At 44.1% G+C, this 17,526-nt stretch carries 20 protein-coding genes, 1 pseudogene and 1 riboswitch; of the genes and pseudogenes, 8 read left to right on the forward strand and 13 right to left on the reverse strand.

Translation table 11 applies throughout. The features are described from left to right. Positions 1 to 32: 32 nt before the first annotated feature. Positions 33 to 785, forward strand: a complete 753-nt coding sequence (locus tag QYF49_RS22655; RefSeq protein ID WP_290401863.1) for a transporter substrate-binding domain-containing protein — start codon at positions 33 to 35, stop codon at positions 783 to 785. After that, entirely contained in the window at positions 778 to 1,431 is a 654-nt protein-coding gene (locus tag QYF49_RS22660) for an amino acid ABC transporter permease (protein WP_290401864.1), read from the forward strand. The genes QYF49_RS22655 and QYF49_RS22660 overlap by 8 nt, the downstream gene beginning before the upstream one ends. Positions 1,432 to 1,483: 52 nt before the next feature. On the opposite strand, the gene QYF49_RS22665 is transcribed toward QYF49_RS22660, so the two are convergent. Continuing rightward, positions 1,484 to 1,747, reverse strand: coding sequence for a hypothetical protein (locus tag QYF49_RS22665; RefSeq protein ID WP_290401865.1), 264 nt, complete (start codon positions 1,745 to 1,747; stop codon positions 1,484 to 1,486). 74 nt (positions 1,748 to 1,821) lie between these two features. Further along, positions 1,822 to 2,028: an alpha/beta-type small acid-soluble spore protein gene (locus tag QYF49_RS22670; RefSeq protein ID WP_290401866.1), complete on the reverse strand. Its 207-nt coding sequence runs from the start codon at positions 2,026 to 2,028 to the stop codon at positions 1,822 to 1,824. Positions 2,029 to 2,228: 200 nt separating this feature from the next. Here QYF49_RS22670 and QYF49_RS22675 point away from each other — a divergent pair, with 200 nt between their 5' ends. From QYF49_RS22675 to ymzB, 3 genes are all read left to right on the forward strand, one after another. Then, positions 2,229 to 3,467: a DUF2157 domain-containing protein gene (locus QYF49_RS22675; RefSeq protein ID WP_290401867.1), complete on the forward strand. Its 1,239-nt coding sequence runs from the start codon at positions 2,229 to 2,231 to the stop codon at positions 3,465 to 3,467. Then, positions 3,454 to 3,957 (forward strand): GDYXXLXY domain-containing protein, encoded by a 504-nt coding sequence (locus QYF49_RS22680; protein WP_290401868.1) that lies wholly within the window; start codon positions 3,454 to 3,456, stop codon positions 3,955 to 3,957. The genes QYF49_RS22675 and QYF49_RS22680 overlap by 14 nt, the downstream gene beginning before the upstream one ends. An 89-nt stretch (positions 3,958 to 4,046) precedes the next feature. Further along, on the forward strand, positions 4,047 to 4,382 hold the full coding sequence (gene ymzB, locus QYF49_RS22685; protein ID WP_290401869.1) for a protein YmzB: 336 nt from the start codon (positions 4,047 to 4,049) through the stop codon (positions 4,380 to 4,382). A 27-nt stretch (positions 4,383 to 4,409) separates the two neighbouring features. On the opposite strand, the gene QYF49_RS22690 is transcribed toward ymzB, so the two are convergent. The 3 genes and pseudogenes from QYF49_RS22690 to QYF49_RS22700 form a co-directional block, all read right to left on the reverse strand. Then, positions 4,410 to 4,655, reverse strand: coding sequence for a hypothetical protein (locus QYF49_RS22690; protein WP_290401870.1), 246 nt, complete (start codon positions 4,653 to 4,655; stop codon positions 4,410 to 4,412). A gap of 26 nt (positions 4,656 to 4,681) precedes the next feature. Continuing rightward, positions 4,682 to 4,906, reverse strand: a pseudogene (locus QYF49_RS26050) (methyl-accepting chemotaxis protein); the annotation flags it as partial. Positions 4,907 to 5,115: 209 nt separating this feature from the next. Continuing rightward, positions 5,116 to 5,724, reverse strand: coding sequence for a protoglobin domain-containing protein (locus QYF49_RS22700; protein WP_290401872.1), 609 nt, complete (start codon positions 5,722 to 5,724; stop codon positions 5,116 to 5,118). A gap of 170 nt (positions 5,725 to 5,894) precedes the next feature. On the opposite strand from QYF49_RS22700, the gene QYF49_RS22705 reads away from it, so the two are divergent. Next, positions 5,895 to 6,065, forward strand: coding sequence for a hypothetical protein (locus tag QYF49_RS22705; protein WP_290401873.1), 171 nt, complete (start codon positions 5,895 to 5,897; stop codon positions 6,063 to 6,065). A gap of 42 nt (positions 6,066 to 6,107) precedes the next feature. Here the strand turns inward: QYF49_RS22705 and QYF49_RS22710 are convergent, their stop codons facing one another. From QYF49_RS22710 to QYF49_RS22740, 7 genes are all read right to left on the reverse strand, one after another. Continuing rightward, positions 6,108 to 8,129 (reverse strand): ABC transporter ATP-binding protein, encoded by a 2,022-nt coding sequence (locus QYF49_RS22710; protein ID WP_290401874.1) that lies wholly within the window; start codon positions 8,127 to 8,129, stop codon positions 6,108 to 6,110. Positions 8,130 to 8,132: 3 nt separating this feature from the next. Then, entirely contained in the window at positions 8,133 to 9,887 is a 1,755-nt protein-coding gene (locus QYF49_RS22715) for an ABC transporter ATP-binding protein (RefSeq protein ID WP_290401875.1), read from the reverse strand. A 532-nt stretch (positions 9,888 to 10,419) separates the two neighbouring features. Further along, positions 10,420 to 10,890 (reverse strand): 6,7-dimethyl-8-ribityllumazine synthase, encoded by a 471-nt coding sequence (gene ribH / locus QYF49_RS22720; RefSeq protein WP_290401876.1) that lies wholly within the window; start codon positions 10,888 to 10,890, stop codon positions 10,420 to 10,422. Positions 10,891 to 10,910: 20 nt separating this feature from the next. Beyond that, a complete protein-coding gene (locus QYF49_RS22725; RefSeq protein ID WP_290401877.1) occupies positions 10,911 to 12,104 on the reverse strand; it encodes a bifunctional 3,4-dihydroxy-2-butanone-4-phosphate synthase/GTP cyclohydrolase II in 1,194 nt (397 codons plus the stop codon). 18 nt (positions 12,105 to 12,122) lie between these two features. Further along, positions 12,123 to 12,773, reverse strand: coding sequence for a riboflavin synthase (gene ribE / locus QYF49_RS22730; RefSeq protein WP_290401878.1), 651 nt, complete (start codon positions 12,771 to 12,773; stop codon positions 12,123 to 12,125). Between the two features lie 219 nt (positions 12,774 to 12,992). Beyond that, positions 12,993 to 13,139: riboswitch (FMN riboswitch) on the reverse strand. A gap of 80 nt (positions 13,140 to 13,219) precedes the next feature. Further along, a complete protein-coding gene (nfsA, locus tag QYF49_RS22735; RefSeq protein WP_290401941.1) occupies positions 13,220 to 13,966 on the reverse strand; it encodes an oxygen-insensitive NADPH nitroreductase in 747 nt (248 codons plus the stop codon). A gap of 161 nt (positions 13,967 to 14,127) precedes the next feature. Further along, complete coding sequence (locus QYF49_RS22740; protein WP_290401879.1) at positions 14,128 to 14,448, reverse strand: thioredoxin family protein; 321 nt, start codon at positions 14,446 to 14,448, stop codon at positions 14,128 to 14,130. Positions 14,449 to 14,611: 163 nt separating this feature from the next. On the opposite strand from QYF49_RS22740, the gene dapF reads away from it, so the two are divergent. Beyond that, complete coding sequence (dapF, locus tag QYF49_RS22745) at positions 14,612 to 15,583, forward strand: diaminopimelate epimerase (RefSeq protein WP_290401880.1); 972 nt, start codon at positions 14,612 to 14,614, stop codon at positions 15,581 to 15,583. A 203-nt stretch (positions 15,584 to 15,786) separates the two neighbouring features. After that, complete coding sequence (locus QYF49_RS22750; protein WP_290401881.1) at positions 15,787 to 17,040, forward strand: aminopeptidase P family protein; 1,254 nt, start codon at positions 15,787 to 15,789, stop codon at positions 17,038 to 17,040. A gap of 61 nt (positions 17,041 to 17,101) precedes the next feature. Here the strand turns inward: QYF49_RS22750 and QYF49_RS22755 are convergent, their stop codons facing one another. Next, positions 17,102 to 17,461, reverse strand: coding sequence for a hypothetical protein (locus tag QYF49_RS22755; RefSeq protein ID WP_290401882.1), 360 nt, complete (start codon positions 17,459 to 17,461; stop codon positions 17,102 to 17,104). Positions 17,462 to 17,526: the final 65 nt, after the last annotated feature.

Here is a 17,526-nt window from a genome sequence, read left to right on the forward strand (position 1 = left end):
TCCAAAATTGGATTTATAACGGAGGTACTTACATGAAAAAGCTGTGGGCATTACTCATGGTTTCTGTCATGCTTGCGGGTGCGCTGACCGCATGCGGCAACAATGGGGAAAAGAAAGAACTTACGATTGGTACGGAAGCTACATACCCTCCATTCTCTTATCGCGACAAAAAGACGAATGAAGTTACAGGCTATGATGTTGAGGTTGCGAAGGAAGTGGCAAAACGTCTCGATATGAAGGCTAAAGTCGTACCGACAGAATGGAAGAACATGTTCAGTTCTCTAGGTAAGCGTTTTGACATGGTAGCGAATCAGGTAACCATCACTCCAGAGCGCAAAGAACAATTTGCTTTCTCCACACCTTACACCGTGTCTGGCGGAAAAGTCATCGTGAATAAAAACAATAATGAGATCAAAGGCATTGAAGACCTCAAAGGAAAAGTCGTAGGAACAACCCAAGGAAGCAACTATGCAAATGAAGCTGAAAAAGCAGGTGCAAAAGTAAAATACTATAAAGGTATAGCTCAAGTTTTGACAGACCTTGATGTTAACCGTGTAGATGCGGCCTTAAATGACGAACTATTTATCTTAACCGAGCTTAAAAATACAAAGTACAATGTGAAAGCTGTAGGAGAGCCTTTCTCTGAAAATAAGATGGCGTTTGCCTTCAAGAAAAACGATAAAGATTTAGCGAAGAAGGTAGACAAAGCTCTTGCTGACATGAAGAAAGACGGCACTCTTTCCAAACTTTCCAAAAAATACTTTGGAGCAGATGTAAGTGAGTAGTTCGCTCCAGTACATGGTGGACTCCCTCCCGTTTTTACTGGAGGGAGCCAAAATCACCGTTATCCTTAGCCTTGGTTCTATTGTTGGATCGCTTATTTTCGGGCTGATTATTGCCCTTTGCCGGATGTCGAGCAACAGAGTGCTCATCCGATTTGCAAAGATCTATATCTCTTTTTTTCGAGGAACACCTCTCCTTATTCAATTATTGATTTTATATAATGGTTTTACATTTGCAATTACACCTGAAGGATGGCAGGCTGCTCTCGTAGGCTTGATCCTGCATTTCAGTGCCTACATTGCAGAATCTTACCGCGGGGCCATCCAATCCATTCCAAACGGGCAATGGGAGGCTGCTTATTCCCTCGGTATGAATTATTTCCAAACGTTCAGGGAAGTTATTTTTCCGCAAGCCTGGCGGATTGCGATCCCATCCATTTGGAATTCATTGATTGATGTTGCGAAATCATCTTCTTTGGCCTCGGTTATTACTGTTCCAGAGCTTACTTCCATTGCCGACCAGCGCAGTGCATCTAGTTTAATCGTCTTGCCTGTCCTGCTGGAAGCCGCACTTATCTATTGGGGTATATCGACTCTTCTTGAATGGGGACGCGAACGTCTGGAACGGCGATTGCGCCTGGTAAAATAAAAAATCACCGCTCTTTTTAAGAGGACGGTGATTTTTTTTGCTCACTGCGAATTTATTGCAGTTCTTCCGGGTTCCATTCAGAGATGAACATAATCATTTCATGCCGGCAGATCCTGCAATAATACATATGAGGACACTGGCCATCTTTAAAGTCTGCCGGATAGCCGTTTTCAAGCTTCAAACCGTCTGAATCGACGTAAGGGCTGTAATCATCAAAGTAATCGCTCAGCTTCCCTAAATCTTCACTCAAATTCCCGCATTCCGGACAGCGGAAGGCAACAGTATGTAATTGATTGCAAACCGGGCACATGCTCATTCAGCCTTCCCCTTTTCCTTTTCATCATCAAAAGGGTGGATCGCTCCACCCTAGTAACAGCCATGAGTATAGAGTTATCTAGCTGATCCACTCATTTGTTGTTGAGCCATTGCGACAAGACGTTTGGTGATTTCACCACCAACAGATCCGTTAGCGCGTGATGTCGTATCAGCACCTAATTGTACACCGAATTCAGAAGCGATTTCATACTTCAATTGATCAAGAGCTTGTTGAGCACCAGGTACTAATAGCTCGTTTCGTCCACTGTTGTTGTTTGCCATTGATGTCACCTCCTCTTGTAACATATTGTGCATCATTTAAAAGAGGTTATGCGCTCAATTTTTTCCCATATATGTGGCGGAAATTATTGCATTCGCTCCCTGGGGTAAACATATCTTTACACTGAGGGCTGAATATTTGAAGGCGCTCTGTTACAGTTGAGAGTAAACAACAATCATATTAAATGAAACGGGGTGGAACATTGAATGATAAATGGTTAGTTAAGGAAGGAAAGGAATGGGTCAAGGAAGGAATCATTACAGAAGAACAATACAACAAAATCCTTTCAAAATATCCAGACAGTCATTCAAAACGGGGAACCGGACTTCTGCCAGTCTTTGCAAGCATTCTCATCGGCCTTGGAATTTTGTCCTTTATTGCGTCCAACTGGGATGGCATATCTCCTCCCTTCCGTTTAGTACTCTTGATCGCGGTTCTAATCGCATTCTATACAGTGGGACACAACAGGCTGGAAAGAGGAAATCCAGCCTTGGGAAGAGGTTTAATAACCCTTGGGATCGTTTCTTTTGGTGCAGGGATTATCCTCATCGGCCAAACGTTTCATTTCGTATCCTATGATGCACGGACATTTGTTATTTGGTCCATTCCCGCATTGCTCTATCTGTATTTATTGCGGGGCAAGCTCTTGTTTTTTGTTTCATTTGCGCTCCTGACAGGCGGCCAGCTCTATGCCTTATCGGAATTCTCAAGCTACAGCTACATGATCCTTATATTGTTTGCGATTGGCCTCGGCTGCTTCGTTTACACATCAAAGGAAAAACTGCTCACTTGGTTTTTTGCTGGAGGACTCGTGCTGCACCTTTTCTTTTATGCCTTAACCCTAGAGGATCACTGGGTCTGGCTCGTTGTGATATTGGTTGGCCTCTATACAGCAGCAGAAGGCTTAAAGGAAAATCTTGCTTCGCCGCTCCGCTTCTTTACAGCTGCAGCTGCCTTTATTACCAGCTTGATCCTCTATTTCACCTTAACCAATACTTCCAGTTCATTAGACTATCCGGATCCAGTATGGTTTGGCATCATTTTTGTATTATTGTTTGCAGCTGCGTTTTTTATCAAAATGAAAAGTGGAACACTGACTTCCTTTTTAAAAATGGGTGTACTGCTGGTTCCCTGGTTCTATCTTTCTCCCTTTATCGGAGAATTCTCCGCAGGAATCATTTACTTGATCGCGTCATTCCTGTTTTCCGGGTTTGTCTTGTCTGAAGGATATCAGAAAGAAGAGCGTTCACTGATCAATTGGGGCATCATCCTGTTTCTGTTGGTTACGTTTATCGCATACATCAACCTGGCTTGGTCATTTATGCCAAAATCTCTGTTCTTCCTGATTGGCGGTATTCTTCTTTTAGCTCTTTACTTCTTTTTGCAAAAAAAGAAAAGGAATGTTTTGGAGGAAGGCGGTGATTCTCATGAAGAAAAATAAATGGAGGGTGTGGCTCATTGTATTCCAGGTGCTCGTTCTCACGGGAATCGCAGCCAGTTATTACGCGGCAGTTTATTATGGCAAAGAAATCGTATTAGAAACAAAACCAGTTGATCCGCCAGATGTATTCTACGGCGATTATATGACGTTGAATTACGATATTAATGACGTGTCATCTTCACTTTGGAGGGGCAAGCCCATTAAGGATCCAACATCAGTTTATGCTGTGCTGTCTCCAGAAGGAGGCTCTTATCAGGTAACCAAACTCACCGAAGACCGTCCGGATGTCAGCGGGGAGCAGGTCTATTTAAAAGCAAAAGCGTCACCTCCCATGGAAGGTATTCTTCACCTCGAATACGGGCTGGAGCGGTATTATGTAAAAGATAACACCGGGAGTGATCTGGAACAACCGCAGGCTGAATATAAAGTAACTGTTAAGGTTGCATCCTGGGGCAAGGGAGTTATTCAAAAAGTTGACCTTTTACATTGATTCTTGGTCAACCCGTCTCTTTACAGCTCCCTATATCACAAGGTTTATTCTTGGGGTTTAAGGGTACATTTATAAAGAGGTGACCATTTATGAGCGAATTGAAAATTATCGACGTTAAAGATCATATAAATAACTGGGCTGGACATCAGATCTCCATCCGTAAAGAAGAGAACGGGGACCTTGATCAAATCAACATTCAGCTGGAAAAAGCAACGTTTGAACAAAGGGATGCTGTCGATGACTATCTTGCCGATCATGTCATGTTCATGCATGGGAAAGCTTACAGTTCAGAGGACGGTGATTCGACAGAACTTCCATCGGTTCTTTATGAAATTCCCCTTGATGGAATCAGCGGAATCAATATCGACGGCAGTATCATTTCATTTACAACCAACCGGGGGCAATATGCCATCATAAAATCATAAAAAAGAACCCTTGAGGGTTCTTTTTTATTAGAGCGCGTACGTGCTCTCAGAAAGGTTTTCTGCTGAATGAGCAATTTGTGCGACGGCATGCTCCATCTCTTTAATGATCTTTGCGATATCCTGTATTTTTCCGCCAACACTGTTGCTCTGCTTTCTGCTTTCTTCCGAGTTGGAGAGGATATCATTGAAAAATTCGTTCATTTCTTCCACTTCTGATGTATTTTCGTTGATCCAGCCGTTGATTTGCCCTGAAGAAGCCGTTATCAAATCCATTCGTCCATTGGTGTTGGAAATGTATTCGCCACTCCACCTACAGAATCTTTGGTTTGCTCTGCAAGTTTTCTGACTTCACCTGCTACCACGGCAAAACCCTTACCCATTTCCCCTGCTCTAGCGGCTTCAATAGCCGCATTCAGTGCAAGCAGGTTCGTTTGTTCGGCGATCCCTTTTACAAATTCAACCATTTCAATAATATGCCCTGAGTCCTCTTTTAACAGGAGGATCTCTTTTGAGATTTCATTCATTTTTTGCTTGATCTGCTGAACAGAAGATAAATGAAGCTCAATTTCCCCCTTGCCTTTTTTTGATTTTTCAGATACGAGAGCGGCATACTCCACACTGCTTTGAGCATGTTCGACAACATCTCCGGATTGAACAGCCAGCTGTTCAATCGCGGCACTCGCTTCTTGTGCAATCGCTGCTAATTCATCCGATGAAGAATTGACCGTTTGTTTCACCGAAGCTTTTGCTCTTCAATTTTGATTCTTGCCTTCTCTTCTTCCACTGAAAACGCCTCAAGCACAAGCTGCTGTTCAAGGTTCAGCATCTTAGTGATCGCTGCAGTTGCACGATAAAAGTCCTTCTTTTCCTCCAAGTGCTCGTCCAGAATGGACAGCAGAGAAAGCTGAAGATCCTGAAATGCGGAGATGTACCACTTGGGCTCGAGCCCGATTCTAAAATGGATGTGAGCAATCAGCTTCCGTTGTTCAACAAATGCCCGATTTATCTTACCGTTAAACATCTCACGAATATGGCGCTCCAGGGTCGTTCTCAGCCGTTCCACTGAACTGTTCCTCTCTATGATCTCAGACAGCTGCGGGACATGGGCAATCGTGCTGTAGAACCCTGTGACTACTTCTTCGATATGGTTCGCGACAAATGGCTGTACCGAGCGCAGAACCGCAAGATCTTCCGTGGTCATTGAAATCATTTTTAACTGTTTGTCTAAACTCGATCCCGGATCTCTTTCCATCACCACATGCTTCATTTCATTTATTACATGTTCCTGGAGAGGTGGTTTTATTTCTTCTTTTCTAAAATAACCACTCACTTTTGTTTTCATGTTGTTTTCTCCCAACCCATCTTGGAATACATCATCCCAGTGTTACATACATTGAATTACATTTATCCACAAGTTTAATATCGGTTGGTCATGCGCAGGGTTTAATATGTTCAAATAAGGGGGAATTCTCCGCGAACTGGATTTTCTTAACATTAAATAGGAGGGTATTCATGCATCCTGATTGGAAAAAGAAAATCGTGATTACAGGTATGGCAGCTATTTTAAACGTCGGAGGGACCGGGGGCGCAACGGCGGAAAACAAAAGTTCTGGACACGGAAATGATGCAAGCGGAAAATTAAATTCGGGCGGCGCTGAAAAGGAACCAACGGCATGGCAATAGATCAGATCAATAAAAGGGAGCCAGCTGGCTCCCTTTTTAATGCTATACGGCTTTACTCGCTTTCTTTCCTTGCTGAATTTGATACATTTGATAATAACGGCCTCCAGCTTCCATCAATGAAGAATGATCCCCTTGTTCCACAATTCTTCCACGATCCAGAACAAGAATCTGGTCGGCATTTTTAATGGTGGACAGCCTGTGGGCAATGATAAAAGTGGTTCTTCCCCTTTTCAGCACATCCAGCGCCTCCTGAATAATAGCCTCTGTTTCTGTATCGATGCTGGCGGTTGCTTCATCGAGAATTAAGATCGCTGGATTGAACGCCAGTGCCCTGGCAAACGAAAGGAGCTGTCTTTGGCCGGAAGAAAGAGTGCTTCCTTTTTCAATAACTGGTTCATCTAAGCCATTTGGAAGGTTTTGTACAAACGGCATGGCTCCAACATCGGTGATGGCCTTTTCTACCATTTCTCTTGTAATATCCGGATCATCCAGACTAATATTGGAGGCGATGGTTCCCGTAAACAGGAAAGGATCCTGAAGGACAATGCCCATATGCTCCCTCAGCACCTGTTTTGGCATTTTCATAATGTCCTTGCCATCGATAAGGATTTTCCCCTGCTTAATATCATAGAACCGGAACAAAAGGTTCATAATAGAGCTTTTTCCAGATCCCGTATGACCGACCAGCGCCACGGTTTCGCCCTGCCTCGCTTCAAAGGTAATATCATTTAAGACATTCTCACCCTCTTTATAAGCGAATGAAACTCCATTGAATGATACATTTCCTTTATAACGCTCATTCTCTTCGACCTTCACATCCATACCTGGTTCATCCAGCAATACAAACACACGCTCTGCCGATACGAGCGCCTGCTCCAGCTGGGCAAGCTGGTTAACCATACCGGTGATGGGCTGGAACAGCCGGTTCAAGTAATCCACAAAAGCATACAGGACACCGACTGAAATCAGGGCATCCGCCTTAAGTGAGGCCCCTCCGAAGTACCAGATCAAGGCGACAAACGCTAAATTCCGAAGGACGCTCACCAGGTTATGAGAAGTGAGGCTATTTAAGCTCAATAACTTATTTTGAAAAGAGAAGTATTTTTCATTCATCTCTTCAAATTCTTTAGTCGTTTCTTTTTGCCGTTTAAATGCTTGAATAATAGGCATCCCCTGGATGGATTCGTTGACCATCCCATTGATGTCGCTCAACGTCGAACGGATAATATGGTTGTACTTAGAAGCGAGTTTTCGATAGAGTCTGATCCAAACAACCAGAATCGGTACGAGTATCATCGTCATCAGGGCGAGACGCGTATCCAGAATGAACAGCGCGGTAAAGATTCCCGCCATATAAATAATGCCTGTGAAGAAATTAGAAAGCACATTGACGAATAGTTCTTTGATTGCTTCTGTATCATTCGTCACCCGTGATACGATCTTTCCTGCTGGCTGATTATCAAAATAAGTAATCGGCACCCTTTGGATCTGTGAGAATACATCCTGACGCAGCTTCTTGATGACGAGGTTCGAGGAGCTCTGCAGCATGTACCTTTGTCCGTACTGAAATAATCCAGCTAACAATAAAAGAACAAAATAGATGCCCGTCAGCTTAAACAGCCCTCTGATCTCCGGCTGATAGAATTGATATAGTTCACTGTTCTTCAGCAGTACGGCTGGATATTCATGTGTTATCCCGTTGGAAGTAACGGTGATTTTCCTATCCTTGTAGCGTTTATTCCCTTCTAAACTGGCAGGCTGACCGATAAAATAATACTTCCTGCCAACCTGTGTGATTCTGACCTGTTTTCCTTTGGTTTCCCCCGCCCGAAAACGGTCTTGCCGTTTGTAATGGTTTCCCTTGTAAGAAACCGTATCTTTGGATTGAGCAGCTGCTTTATACCATGGTTTTTCAATGCCTAAAATGTGAACATCGATCATTCGCTTGGCGATGAACGGTCCGGTCAACTCTGCGGAAACGGCTAATGCCAGCAGCAGGAGCCCGGTAATAAAACTTTTTTTATAAATCAGTGCATAACGAAACAATCTCTTACCTGCCTTCAAAACTTACACCGCCTTTTCATCGAGGCTTTCTTCGACTTTTTGCCGTTCATACTGTTCACCATACCAGCCGCCTGATAAAATGAGCTGTGCATGGGTGCCTTCTTCAATGATTCTTCCTTCATCCATAACGATAATCCAGTCCGCGTGTTCCACTGCAGATAACCGGTGCGTCGTAATCAAGGTGGTCTTCCCTGCCCGTTCCCTTCGAATGTTCGCGATAATGGCTGCTTCCGTCTTGGCATCCACAGCGGATAGTGCGTCATCAAGCATGAGGATTTCAGGATTTATAAATAATGCTCTTGCGATGGACACACGCTGCTTCTGACCGCCCGATAATGCCACTCCTTTTTCCCCGACAAGTGTGTTCAACCCTTCGGGCAAGTACTTTACATCACGGTCAAAGGCGGCCATCCGAAGAACGTGTTTCAATTCATCCTCTGTTCCGCTGCTTTTTCCGAACATGATGTTTTCCCTTACCGTCTTGGAGAAAAGAGTAGCATCCTGCGGCACATAGCCAATCCAGCCCTGAATATGTTCAATCGCCAGATGATGGAGATCAATGCCAGAGATCTGGATTTCACCATCACCTAAAGGGTACTCCCTTAACAGCTGCTTCAGGAACGTCGTTTTTCCGCTTCCCGTCCTGCCTACGATTCCCAGCGTCTGGCCTTTTTTGACACGTACGTTTACAGAATTGAGATTATCAACCTCTGAAGATGGATAACGGAAAGTCACATCGTGAAATGCAATTTCCCCAGATTCTTTTAACTGAATTAGATCATCTTCATCCTTCACATCCGGTTCGTAAGCAAGAGTCTCGTTCACCCTGTCGAGTGAAGCATTTCCCCGCTGCATGATGTTGATCAATTCCCCGACTGCGAACATCGGCCAGATAAGCATCCCAAGATACACGTTAAAAGAAACGAGCTGCCCTAACGTGATGCTGTTATGAAATACGAGGTATGCTCCGTACCCCAGCCCGATCAAATAGCTGATCCCGACAAGAACTTTGATGGTAGGTTCAAACAGGGCATCGATTTTTGCAACGGAAATATTTTTATCGTACACGTCTTCAGTCAGGTTATTGAAGCGCTCGATGTCTTCACGTTCTTTAACGTAAGCGCGAATAACCCTGACTCCTGAAATACTTTCAAGGACCTGGTCGTTCATATCACCGAATGCATCCTGCGCTTTCATAAATCGCTCATGAACTTTTTTCCCGTAGCGGTTCATGGCAATGGCCATCAGAGGTAGCGGCAATACGGCTGCCAGCGTCAATTTCCAGCTGATAAGGAGGCCCATCGTAAGAAGGATGACCAGCATGAATACGCTGGAATCAACGAGTGTTAGTATTCCAAACCCCGCCGTCATGGAGATCGCCTTCAGGTCATTCGTAGCTCTCGCCATCAAATCTCCTGTCCGGTTCTTTTCATAAAACGTTGGTGTCATCTTCAAAAGGTGGCGCATGAATTTCGAACGAAGGATCCGCTCAACAACAAATGCACCTCCAAACAATTGATACATCATGAAATACGTCAGAATATACGTCACTGTCAGCAGTCCTGAATAAAATAAAATGGTGTGTACAAGCGATTCCTTTGTCAGTTTCCCAAGATTGATCGCATCAATCGCATTCCCTACGATCTTCGGCGGGATGACTTCCAGGATGCCAACAACAATTAATAACAGAACTGAAATGGTATATCGTTTCCAATGCTGTTTAAAAAACCAGCCTAATTTGCTCAATACCGAAAACATAAGTTCTCCCCTTTCCCCTCATTTAACAGCCGACCAATGGGCTACCCCGATTCGAGATGACCTCCACAATCCAACTTGACCATAGAAAATACATACATCGTGCATTACTCCTTTATGTGAACAAATTTGTAAAACGCAATTAAAAAAACGCTGGCGCCAGACAACAAAAAAGCATACCGCCCCTGTGGCGATATGCTTGGAAAATAGAAGACACCTCACAAAGGAAGATAGTGACCGGTGCCTGCAGATAACAAAAAAATCATGGCTAACGTTGTTTCATGTCTGGATGGCCGGCCGCGGTATGAAATTGTAAACAGCGATAAGACGTACATCATAGACTTTCACTGACTTTTTCATGACACAACCATCCTTTCTAAAAATTGGTATTTGGTTCGACTTTGCTAATATTAACACTATTCCAATTATAGTGTCAATAAGAAAAAATCCGTATAACGCAGATTTTTTGCGTGTTATACGGATTTTTTTCTTCATAACACGGATTTTTTCACGCGTTATGCGGATTTGTTTTTTCTTAAAAATCAAACTGACGGTTAAGGTTAGCCATTTCAATCGCGGCAGCAGCAGCTTCCCAGCCTTTGTTTCCGGCTTTTGTGCCTGCACGCTCAATCGCCTGCTCGATGGAATCCGTCGTTAGGACACCAAAAATAACAGGCACGCCCGATTGAAGAGAAGCAGCGGAAACTCCTTTTGCGGCTTCGTTGCAGACATAGTCAAAATGCGGTGTTGACCCCCGAATGACGGTTCCAAGCGTGATGACAGCATCATACTTGCCCGCATCTGCCATCTTCTTTGCGATCAAAGGGATTTCAAAGGCTCCCGGCACCCATGCGATGTCTACGTTTTCTTCCTCTACACCGTGGCGCTTCAATGCATCCTGCGCACCGCTCAACAGTTTTCCGGTTATAAACTCATTAAATCGCCCTACTACAATTCCGACCTTTAATCCTGATCCAACTAAATTCCCCTCGAATATTTTTGCCATTTCCCTAATTCCTCCTGTGTTTAAAACTGCAGCAAGTGCCCTAGTTTCGTTTGTTTTGTTTTTAAATACTTTTCATTGTCTTTGTTGGATGGCATCTGAATGGCTACGCGTTCAACCACTTCCAGATCATAGCCCTTCAATCCAGTAATCTTGCGCGGATTGTTCGTCAGCAAACGCATCTTCTTAATCCCAAGCTCCTTGAGGATTTGTGCTCCGATCCCATAGTTCCTAAGATCGGGTGCGAAACCAAGCTTTTCGTTGGCTTCTACCGTATCATAGCCTTCTTCCTGCAGTTTGTAGGCCTTCATTTTATTTAATAGCCCAATGCCTCTGCCCTCCTGCCTCATGTAGAGCAGAACCCCTGCATCCGCCTCTTGAATCTGATGAAGGGCAGCATGCAGCTGTGGTCCGCAGTCGCAGCGGCGGGAGCCAAAAACATCTCCGGTCAGACACTCCGAATGAACTCTGACAAGAACCGGCTGGCTGGGATCAATCACCCCTTTGACGAGCGCTACATGTTCCTTCTCATCGATCAGATTAGTAAAACCGATGGCTCTAAACTCTCCATACTCGGTCGGAAGCTTAATTTCAACTTCCTTGTTCACCAATTTTTCTTTACGGTTTCTGTATTGAATTAAATCCTTAATGGTAATAAACTTCAGATCATGCTCCTGAGCAATCGCCTGAAGCTCCGGAACTCTGGCCATGCTTCCATCTTCATTCATGATTTCGCAGATCATCCCTGCAGGTTTTGCACCTGCGAGAACGGCAAGATCCACGGCGGCTTCTGTATGGCCCGCCCGCTGAAGAACTCCGCCTTTTTTAGCAATCAGCGGAAAGATGTGGCCTGGGCGCTTAAAGTCAGCACCCTTCGCTTCATCGTCCACCAACTTCTGAATGGTGACGGCTCGTTCAAGGGCGGAGATACCGGTCGTCGTGCTTTTGTGGTCAATGCTGATTGTAAAGGCTGTTCCATGAGGGTCTGTGTTATGGCTTACCATTGGAGAGAGCTCCAGCTTAGCAGCAATCTGCTCATCAATAGGTGCACAAATCAGCCCTCTTCCATGTCTGGCCATAAAGTTTACCGTTTCAGGTGTGACGTTCTCTGCAATGGCTACAAAGTCACCTTCATTCTCTCTGTCCTCATCATCTACCACGATCACTGGTTTACCCAGTATTAAATCCTGTATGGCCTCTTCTATGCTGTGAAACATATAAAACCCTCCTTTGCCCTAGAATCCGTGCTCAGTTAAATAGTCCATCGTAATCGCTGATTTATGATTTGCCGTTTCCGTTTTCCCGGCTAAAAACTTTTCTACATATTTTCCAAGCATGTCACACTCGATGTTCACCGAATCTCCCTTTCCTTTGGCGCCAAGTACTGTATGGGAAACGGTATGCGGAATGAGGGAGATCGTAAACGTGTCTTCTGTCAGCCCAAAGATCGTGAGGCTCGTTCCATCCACAGCAACTGACCCCTTAAGCAATAGGTATTTCGCAAGATGCTCCGGCACTTTTATGTCGTAGTAAATCGCATTTTTTTCGGGCCGTTTCTGGACGATCTCTCCGGTTCCATCAATATGGCCACTGACAAAATGCCCCCCGAACCGGCCTCCGGACGCCATGGCCCGCTCCAGGTTCACCTTTGCATGCACTGATAACCCTTTGAGTCCCGTGCTTCTGTATGTTTCCGGCATGACGTCCACAGTGAAGCTCTTTTCAGAAAAGGCGGTGACCGTGAGACATACTCCATTTACAGAAATACTGTCTCCAAGCTGTACATCCTTAAGAACTGCTGATGCGGAAATCGTAAGAATGATGGTTTCATTGCCTTTTTTTATACTTTCAATGGTTCCTAATTCTTCAATAATTCCTGTAAACATTTATTCACCTCCTCTGAACTGTCCGTTGTTTGATTATGTTAATAAGGAATGAGCTGAACTTGATATTGAGCGGCATAAACAAAAAACCCCCCGGAAGTCAAAATTCTTCCGGGGGGTTCCTATTTATTGCTTTCTGAAAAAACTCATAGCATCAATAGTCAGTAATATCGAAATAAGCCTTTCAGCGGTTGTTTTTAGACAATGCCAAATAAGCGTTCTTCATTCCTTCTCCCATCCAGACTATACTGTCGGCTCTGGAATTTCACCAGATCCACCGTCTATGCTGCTGCATAGCCGGGTCACGGACTAAGAGGACACCGCCTCATCACCGCCGGTTGGGAATTTCACCCGACCCCGAAGGAAACTTATTCAATTGTTCTGCTTGATTCAAGTATAACGTTCTTTAATTCTTAATTCAAATAACTTATTTTGGGGACCAGGAATCCTTACTGTTTGTCGAGGCCTTTTGATTCAATAAAATCTTTCATATACGTCCGCTTTGGCTGTTCCATTACCCTGGACATTTGAGAAGCCCAGCCTTCATTCCGTTTCCCTCCTGTGCGCTCCCTATAATAATCTGCAGTTTTCATCTCGAATTCTTTTAAGACTGGCATTGCTTTCCCGTCATCCAGGTATTGATTTTTATGGAAGACTGCTTCTTGGGGAAGACGAGGCTTTAGGCCAGGTGACGCGTCCGGATAGCCGACAGCCATGCCGAATAGCGGCACTACATGGTCAGGACAGCGGAGCAGGTCGGAAACTTCAGGAAGATTGTTTCTGATGCCTCCGATAAAAACGATGCCCAAGCCTAGTGATTCCGCTGCTACTGCAAGGTTTTGGGAAGCGAGGGCCACATCGATCATCCCCACCATAAAGCCTTCCTTGGACTGGATGGTGGCATCAACGTTTCCGCCTGTCATCTCTGCCATGAGCTGATGGCGGTGATAATCCAGACAAAAGACGAAAAAGTAGCCATTTTGAGCTACATAACTTTGATTGCCCGCCAGTTCAGCGAGTTTATCCTTAAGACTTTGTTCTTCTACTCCAATGATGGAATACACCTGCTGATAGCTTGAAGTGGAAGCAGCTTGCGCACATTGGACGAGGGTCTCAATGACTTCTTCCGGAATCGGCTCCTCTTTAAACCGGCGAATCGACCGGTGGGACAGAATATTTTTGATCGTTTCGTTCAAATTCTCCACAATCCCTTCCTGATGAATAGTACTTATTTATGTTTCCTAATCTATCACAAGATTACTCGTAACCGTTAGCACAGCGGCTTAATCAAAAAGCCGGAGCCATACGACGCAAGAAAAAGCCGCCTCAAACTTGCGAGGCGGCTTCACTTTGTTTTTTATACAGGAAGACTTTCCAGGTAAGCGCGTACGTCTTCTGGTGTCTTTGCGTTCGCACTGTGAAGATGGGCAAGTTTTTCTCCGTTTTTAAACAAAAGCAGGCTTGGGATCCCCATCACTTCATACTTTTCCGCAAGTTCCGGGAACTTATCCCGGTCAATCTCATACCAGGCTTTATCACTGTGCTCCTCCATAATATCACCGATGAACACTTCAAGCCTGCGGCAATCAGGACACCATCCCGCCGTAAAAATCATAATAGTATCTTTATCGGATGAAATAACATTCTCAAATTCATCTAAAGTTTGAATCTCTTTCATTTTATTCCCTCCCTTTTTTAGCTTACACTATTATATATACCACGCTGAATCCTAAGCATGAAGCGTAATGCTCTATAATTTCTATTATTTGATGCTCACATTTTTTTATGTTTCTTGTTATGATACTTATAAGAAATTCAGCGGAACGAAAGGACGAAGAATCTTGAAAATCGACGTGCTAAAAACACATGGGTCCTATAATGACTTTATTTTAATCGATGAATATAGCAACGATTATGGACTGGATGATGAAAAGCGTACCATATTGACGAAAGCTCTTTGCGAACGCAGCAGTTCAATTGGGGCGGATGGAATTTTGTTTATCCAAAAAAGTGGGAAAGCGGATGCCAAGTACCGGATTTTTAATTCGGATGGCACCGAGCCGGAAATGTGCGGCAACGGGCTCCGCTGTGCTGGAAGATACATTACCGAATTGCTCGGAAGAGACCACGCGATCGTTGAGACGTTAAAAGCCAATCTAGATGTGCAGAAAACCGAAAATATTTTCGGCGATATTCAAACCTTTGAAGTACTGATCGGACCTGTCTCATTTGATGTTCAAACGCTGCCGCTCATTCATGATCAGAAGACCCTGGAAAATACGGTAATACCTGAACTTTCTACAGAACTCGCCTTCACCGCCGTAAGTATGCCGAACCCGCATATCATTACCCTTGTTGATGAGATTCAAGAAGAACAAGTAGCTGAGATCGGCAAACGGGCGAATGAACTAAAAAGTGTGTTTCCTAAAGGCGTCAATGTAAGCTTTGTCAAAGATTTGGGTGATTCAAAAATTTTTGTACAGACGTATGAACGCGGTGTCGGAATCACAAACTCCTGCGGCACGGCCATGTCCGCTGCCAGCCTGATTACGTGCCGCCTTGGCATCAATCATCCTGAAAAAGAAGTAACGGTTTTAAACAACGGAGGCATGGTGCGCTGTAAAGTGAATGAGCTGAAGGACAACGGGGGCTATTCTGTCATGCTCAAAGGAAACGCGACCTACGTGTTCTCTGGAACGGTTGAGTTCGATTTCAGTTCTCCTGAAGCATTCATCTTTGAACAGGAAGAAGAATTTACTCATGAAGAAGCAAGCTACCGCAAACTTGAAGCCTATGCAAAAAGTTCAGTATAGACGAAAGACAGCGGCCTAAAGAGGCCGCTGTCTTTTTTACTTTCTTAAAATCATGGATTGTTCTTTATTCCCCTTTGAATGAATACCTTTAAACCGTTTCGTCTAAATAAACATATTTAATTGACGAAAAATTCCATAAAAAATACAATGAAAATAAACCATCTAGTCTGTTTAATTTTAATCAATCATTGAGGAGGATTATCATGGATGCATCATTTTTCACACAAAACAGAAAAAAACTGGCAGAACAGCTCCCTGCTGAATCAACCCTTATTCTTTTTGCAGGCCAGGCCCCTTACAAATCTGCCGATGAACGCTATCCCTTCACACCTAACCGCAATTTTTATTATTTAACAGGGATCAATCGTCCGAACATTATCCTCGTTATGAAAAAAACAGAATCTTCCTTGGATGAGACACTCTTCATCGAAAAAGCAGATCCTGTGATGGAGAAATGGGTTGGTGCCTCACTGACGCAGGATGAAGCCAAGAACCGGTCTGGGATTAAAAGCATTTCCTATCTGGAAAACTTTGAATCCTCACTGTCCCGAGCATTTTTTGCCGAATCCATAAAGAGTGTATACCTGGATTTAGAGCGGAGGGAATGGTCTGAAGGCGCAGCGAAAGCCTTTTCCTTTGCAAAACATATCCAAGATCATTACCCTCATCTTACCATTGAAAATGCATACCCTTTGATTACCGAAATGCGGGTAATTAAAACTGATGAAGAGGTTCAGAAGATCAAGGAAGCGATCAACATCACGAAGGAGGGTATCTACAACGTGATGAGGCATGCCAAATCCGGTCTGCTGGAGAATGAACTGGAAGCTCATTTTGATTTTGTCCTCAAATCATCAGGCGTTAAAGACTTTGCCTTCCATACCATTTTGGCGAGTGGAAAAAATGCTACCGTTCTTCATTACGAAGAAAATGATTCCATGATTAATGAAGGGAATCTTGTATTGCTGGACCTGGGTGCCCAAAAGGATTATTACAACGCTGATATCAGCTTTACATTTCCTGCTGACGGCAAATTCAGCAGCCGTCAAAAAGAATTTTATAACATCGTGCTGAAAGCGCTGAAAGAAACGACTTCCCTCATTAAGCCCGGCCTTAAATTTGCAGAATTAAATGAACGTACGAAATCCATTCTCGCAGAAGAGTGCATTCAGCTCGGCCTAATTAGGAAAGAAGCGGAGCTCTCCAATTATTATTACCATGGCGTCAGTCACTTCCTTGGCCTAGACACACATGACGTTGGTTCTTACAAGGACCGCGTATTGGAGCCAGGCATGGTTCTTACGATCGAACCTGGGCTCTATATTGAAGAAGAGGGAATCGGCATCCGAATTGAAGATGACATTCTAGTAACGGAAAACGGTTATGAAAATCTGTCCAAAGACATCATACGCAGCGTCGAAGAAATCGAAGCGTTCATGGCTGAAAATAAATCATAAAAAAATAGAACCGCAGACCAAGAAATCTGCGGTTCTATTTTTTTATGGCCGAACAACTAAATTACCACCAAAAACGTCTAAAACGCCTGAAACCAAAGAAAGGAAATCCGAACAGACCGAAGCCCGGGAAAAATGGCCCTACAAAGAATGGATTGAAGCCAAAACCAAAACCAGGGAAAAAACGCTCAGATGCTTCATCTCTGTGCTGCATAGGCATGATGAGATACAGGTTGTCATTATCATGGCCATGAATCTTTCCTTGATAAATCCTGCCGTCTGCCATCTCGATCTCACAGTTGGCTCCTGCATACTGTTTGCAGAGGTGCATCAAGTTCTCTTTGTGGCCTGGGCTTGCGTGATGCGGTTGATTATCTTTCGACATAGGATAGTTTGGCTGAACATTGCTCATGTTTTCGTACAAGTATAGATCCTCCTTGAGTGGTATATAGCCAGTTTATTCTTCTGGACGAGGATGGTTACCAAAAT

It is taken from the genome of Fictibacillus terranigra (genome assembly GCF_030412265.1).
Taxonomy (GTDB): Bacteria; Bacillota; Bacilli; order Bacillales; family Fictibacillaceae; genus Fictibacillus_C; species Fictibacillus_C terrinigri.

Coding starts and splice junctions, on each gene's coding strand:
- ribH (WP_290401876.1), bottom strand. CDS start 10,890: ATGGCAAAAATATTCGAGGGGAATTTAGTTGGATCAGGATTAAAGGTC.
- QYF49_RS22725 (WP_290401877.1), bottom strand. CDS start 12,104: ATGTTTCACAGCATAGAAGAGGCCATACAGGATTTAATACTGGGTAAA.
- ribE (WP_290401878.1), bottom strand. CDS start 12,773: ATGTTTACAGGAATTATTGAAGAATTAGGAACCATTGAAAGTATAAAA.
- QYF49_RS22715 (WP_290401875.1), bottom strand. CDS start 9,887: ATGTTTTCGGTATTGAGCAAATTAGGCTGGTTTTTTAAACAGCATTGG.
- QYF49_RS22705 (WP_290401873.1), top strand. CDS start 5,895: ATGCATCCTGATTGGAAAAAGAAAATCGTGATTACAGGTATGGCAGCT.
- QYF49_RS22750 (WP_290401881.1), top strand. CDS start 15,787: ATGGATGCATCATTTTTCACACAAAACAGAAAAAAACTGGCAGAACAG.
- QYF49_RS22665 (WP_290401865.1), bottom strand. CDS start 1,747: ATGAGCATGTGCCCGGTTTGCAATCAATTACATACTGTTGCCTTCCGC.
- QYF49_RS22690 (WP_290401870.1), bottom strand. CDS start 4,655: ATGGATTTGATAACGGCTTCTTCAGGGCAAATCAACGGCTGGATCAAC.
- QYF49_RS22700 (WP_290401872.1), bottom strand. CDS start 5,724: ATGAAAACAAAAGTGAGTGGTTATTTTAGAAAAGAAGAAATAAAACCA.
- QYF49_RS22740 (WP_290401879.1), bottom strand. CDS start 14,448: ATGAAAGAGATTCAAACTTTAGATGAATTTGAGAATGTTATTTCATCC.
- QYF49_RS22670 (WP_290401866.1), bottom strand. CDS start 2,028: ATGGCAAACAACAACAGTGGACGAAACGAGCTATTAGTACCTGGTGCT.
- QYF49_RS22655 (WP_290401863.1), top strand. CDS start 33: ATGAAAAAGCTGTGGGCATTACTCATGGTTTCTGTCATGCTTGCGGGT.
- ymzB (WP_290401869.1), top strand. CDS start 4,047: ATGAGCGAATTGAAAATTATCGACGTTAAAGATCATATAAATAACTGG.
- QYF49_RS22680 (WP_290401868.1), top strand. CDS start 3,454: ATGAAGAAAAATAAATGGAGGGTGTGGCTCATTGTATTCCAGGTGCTC.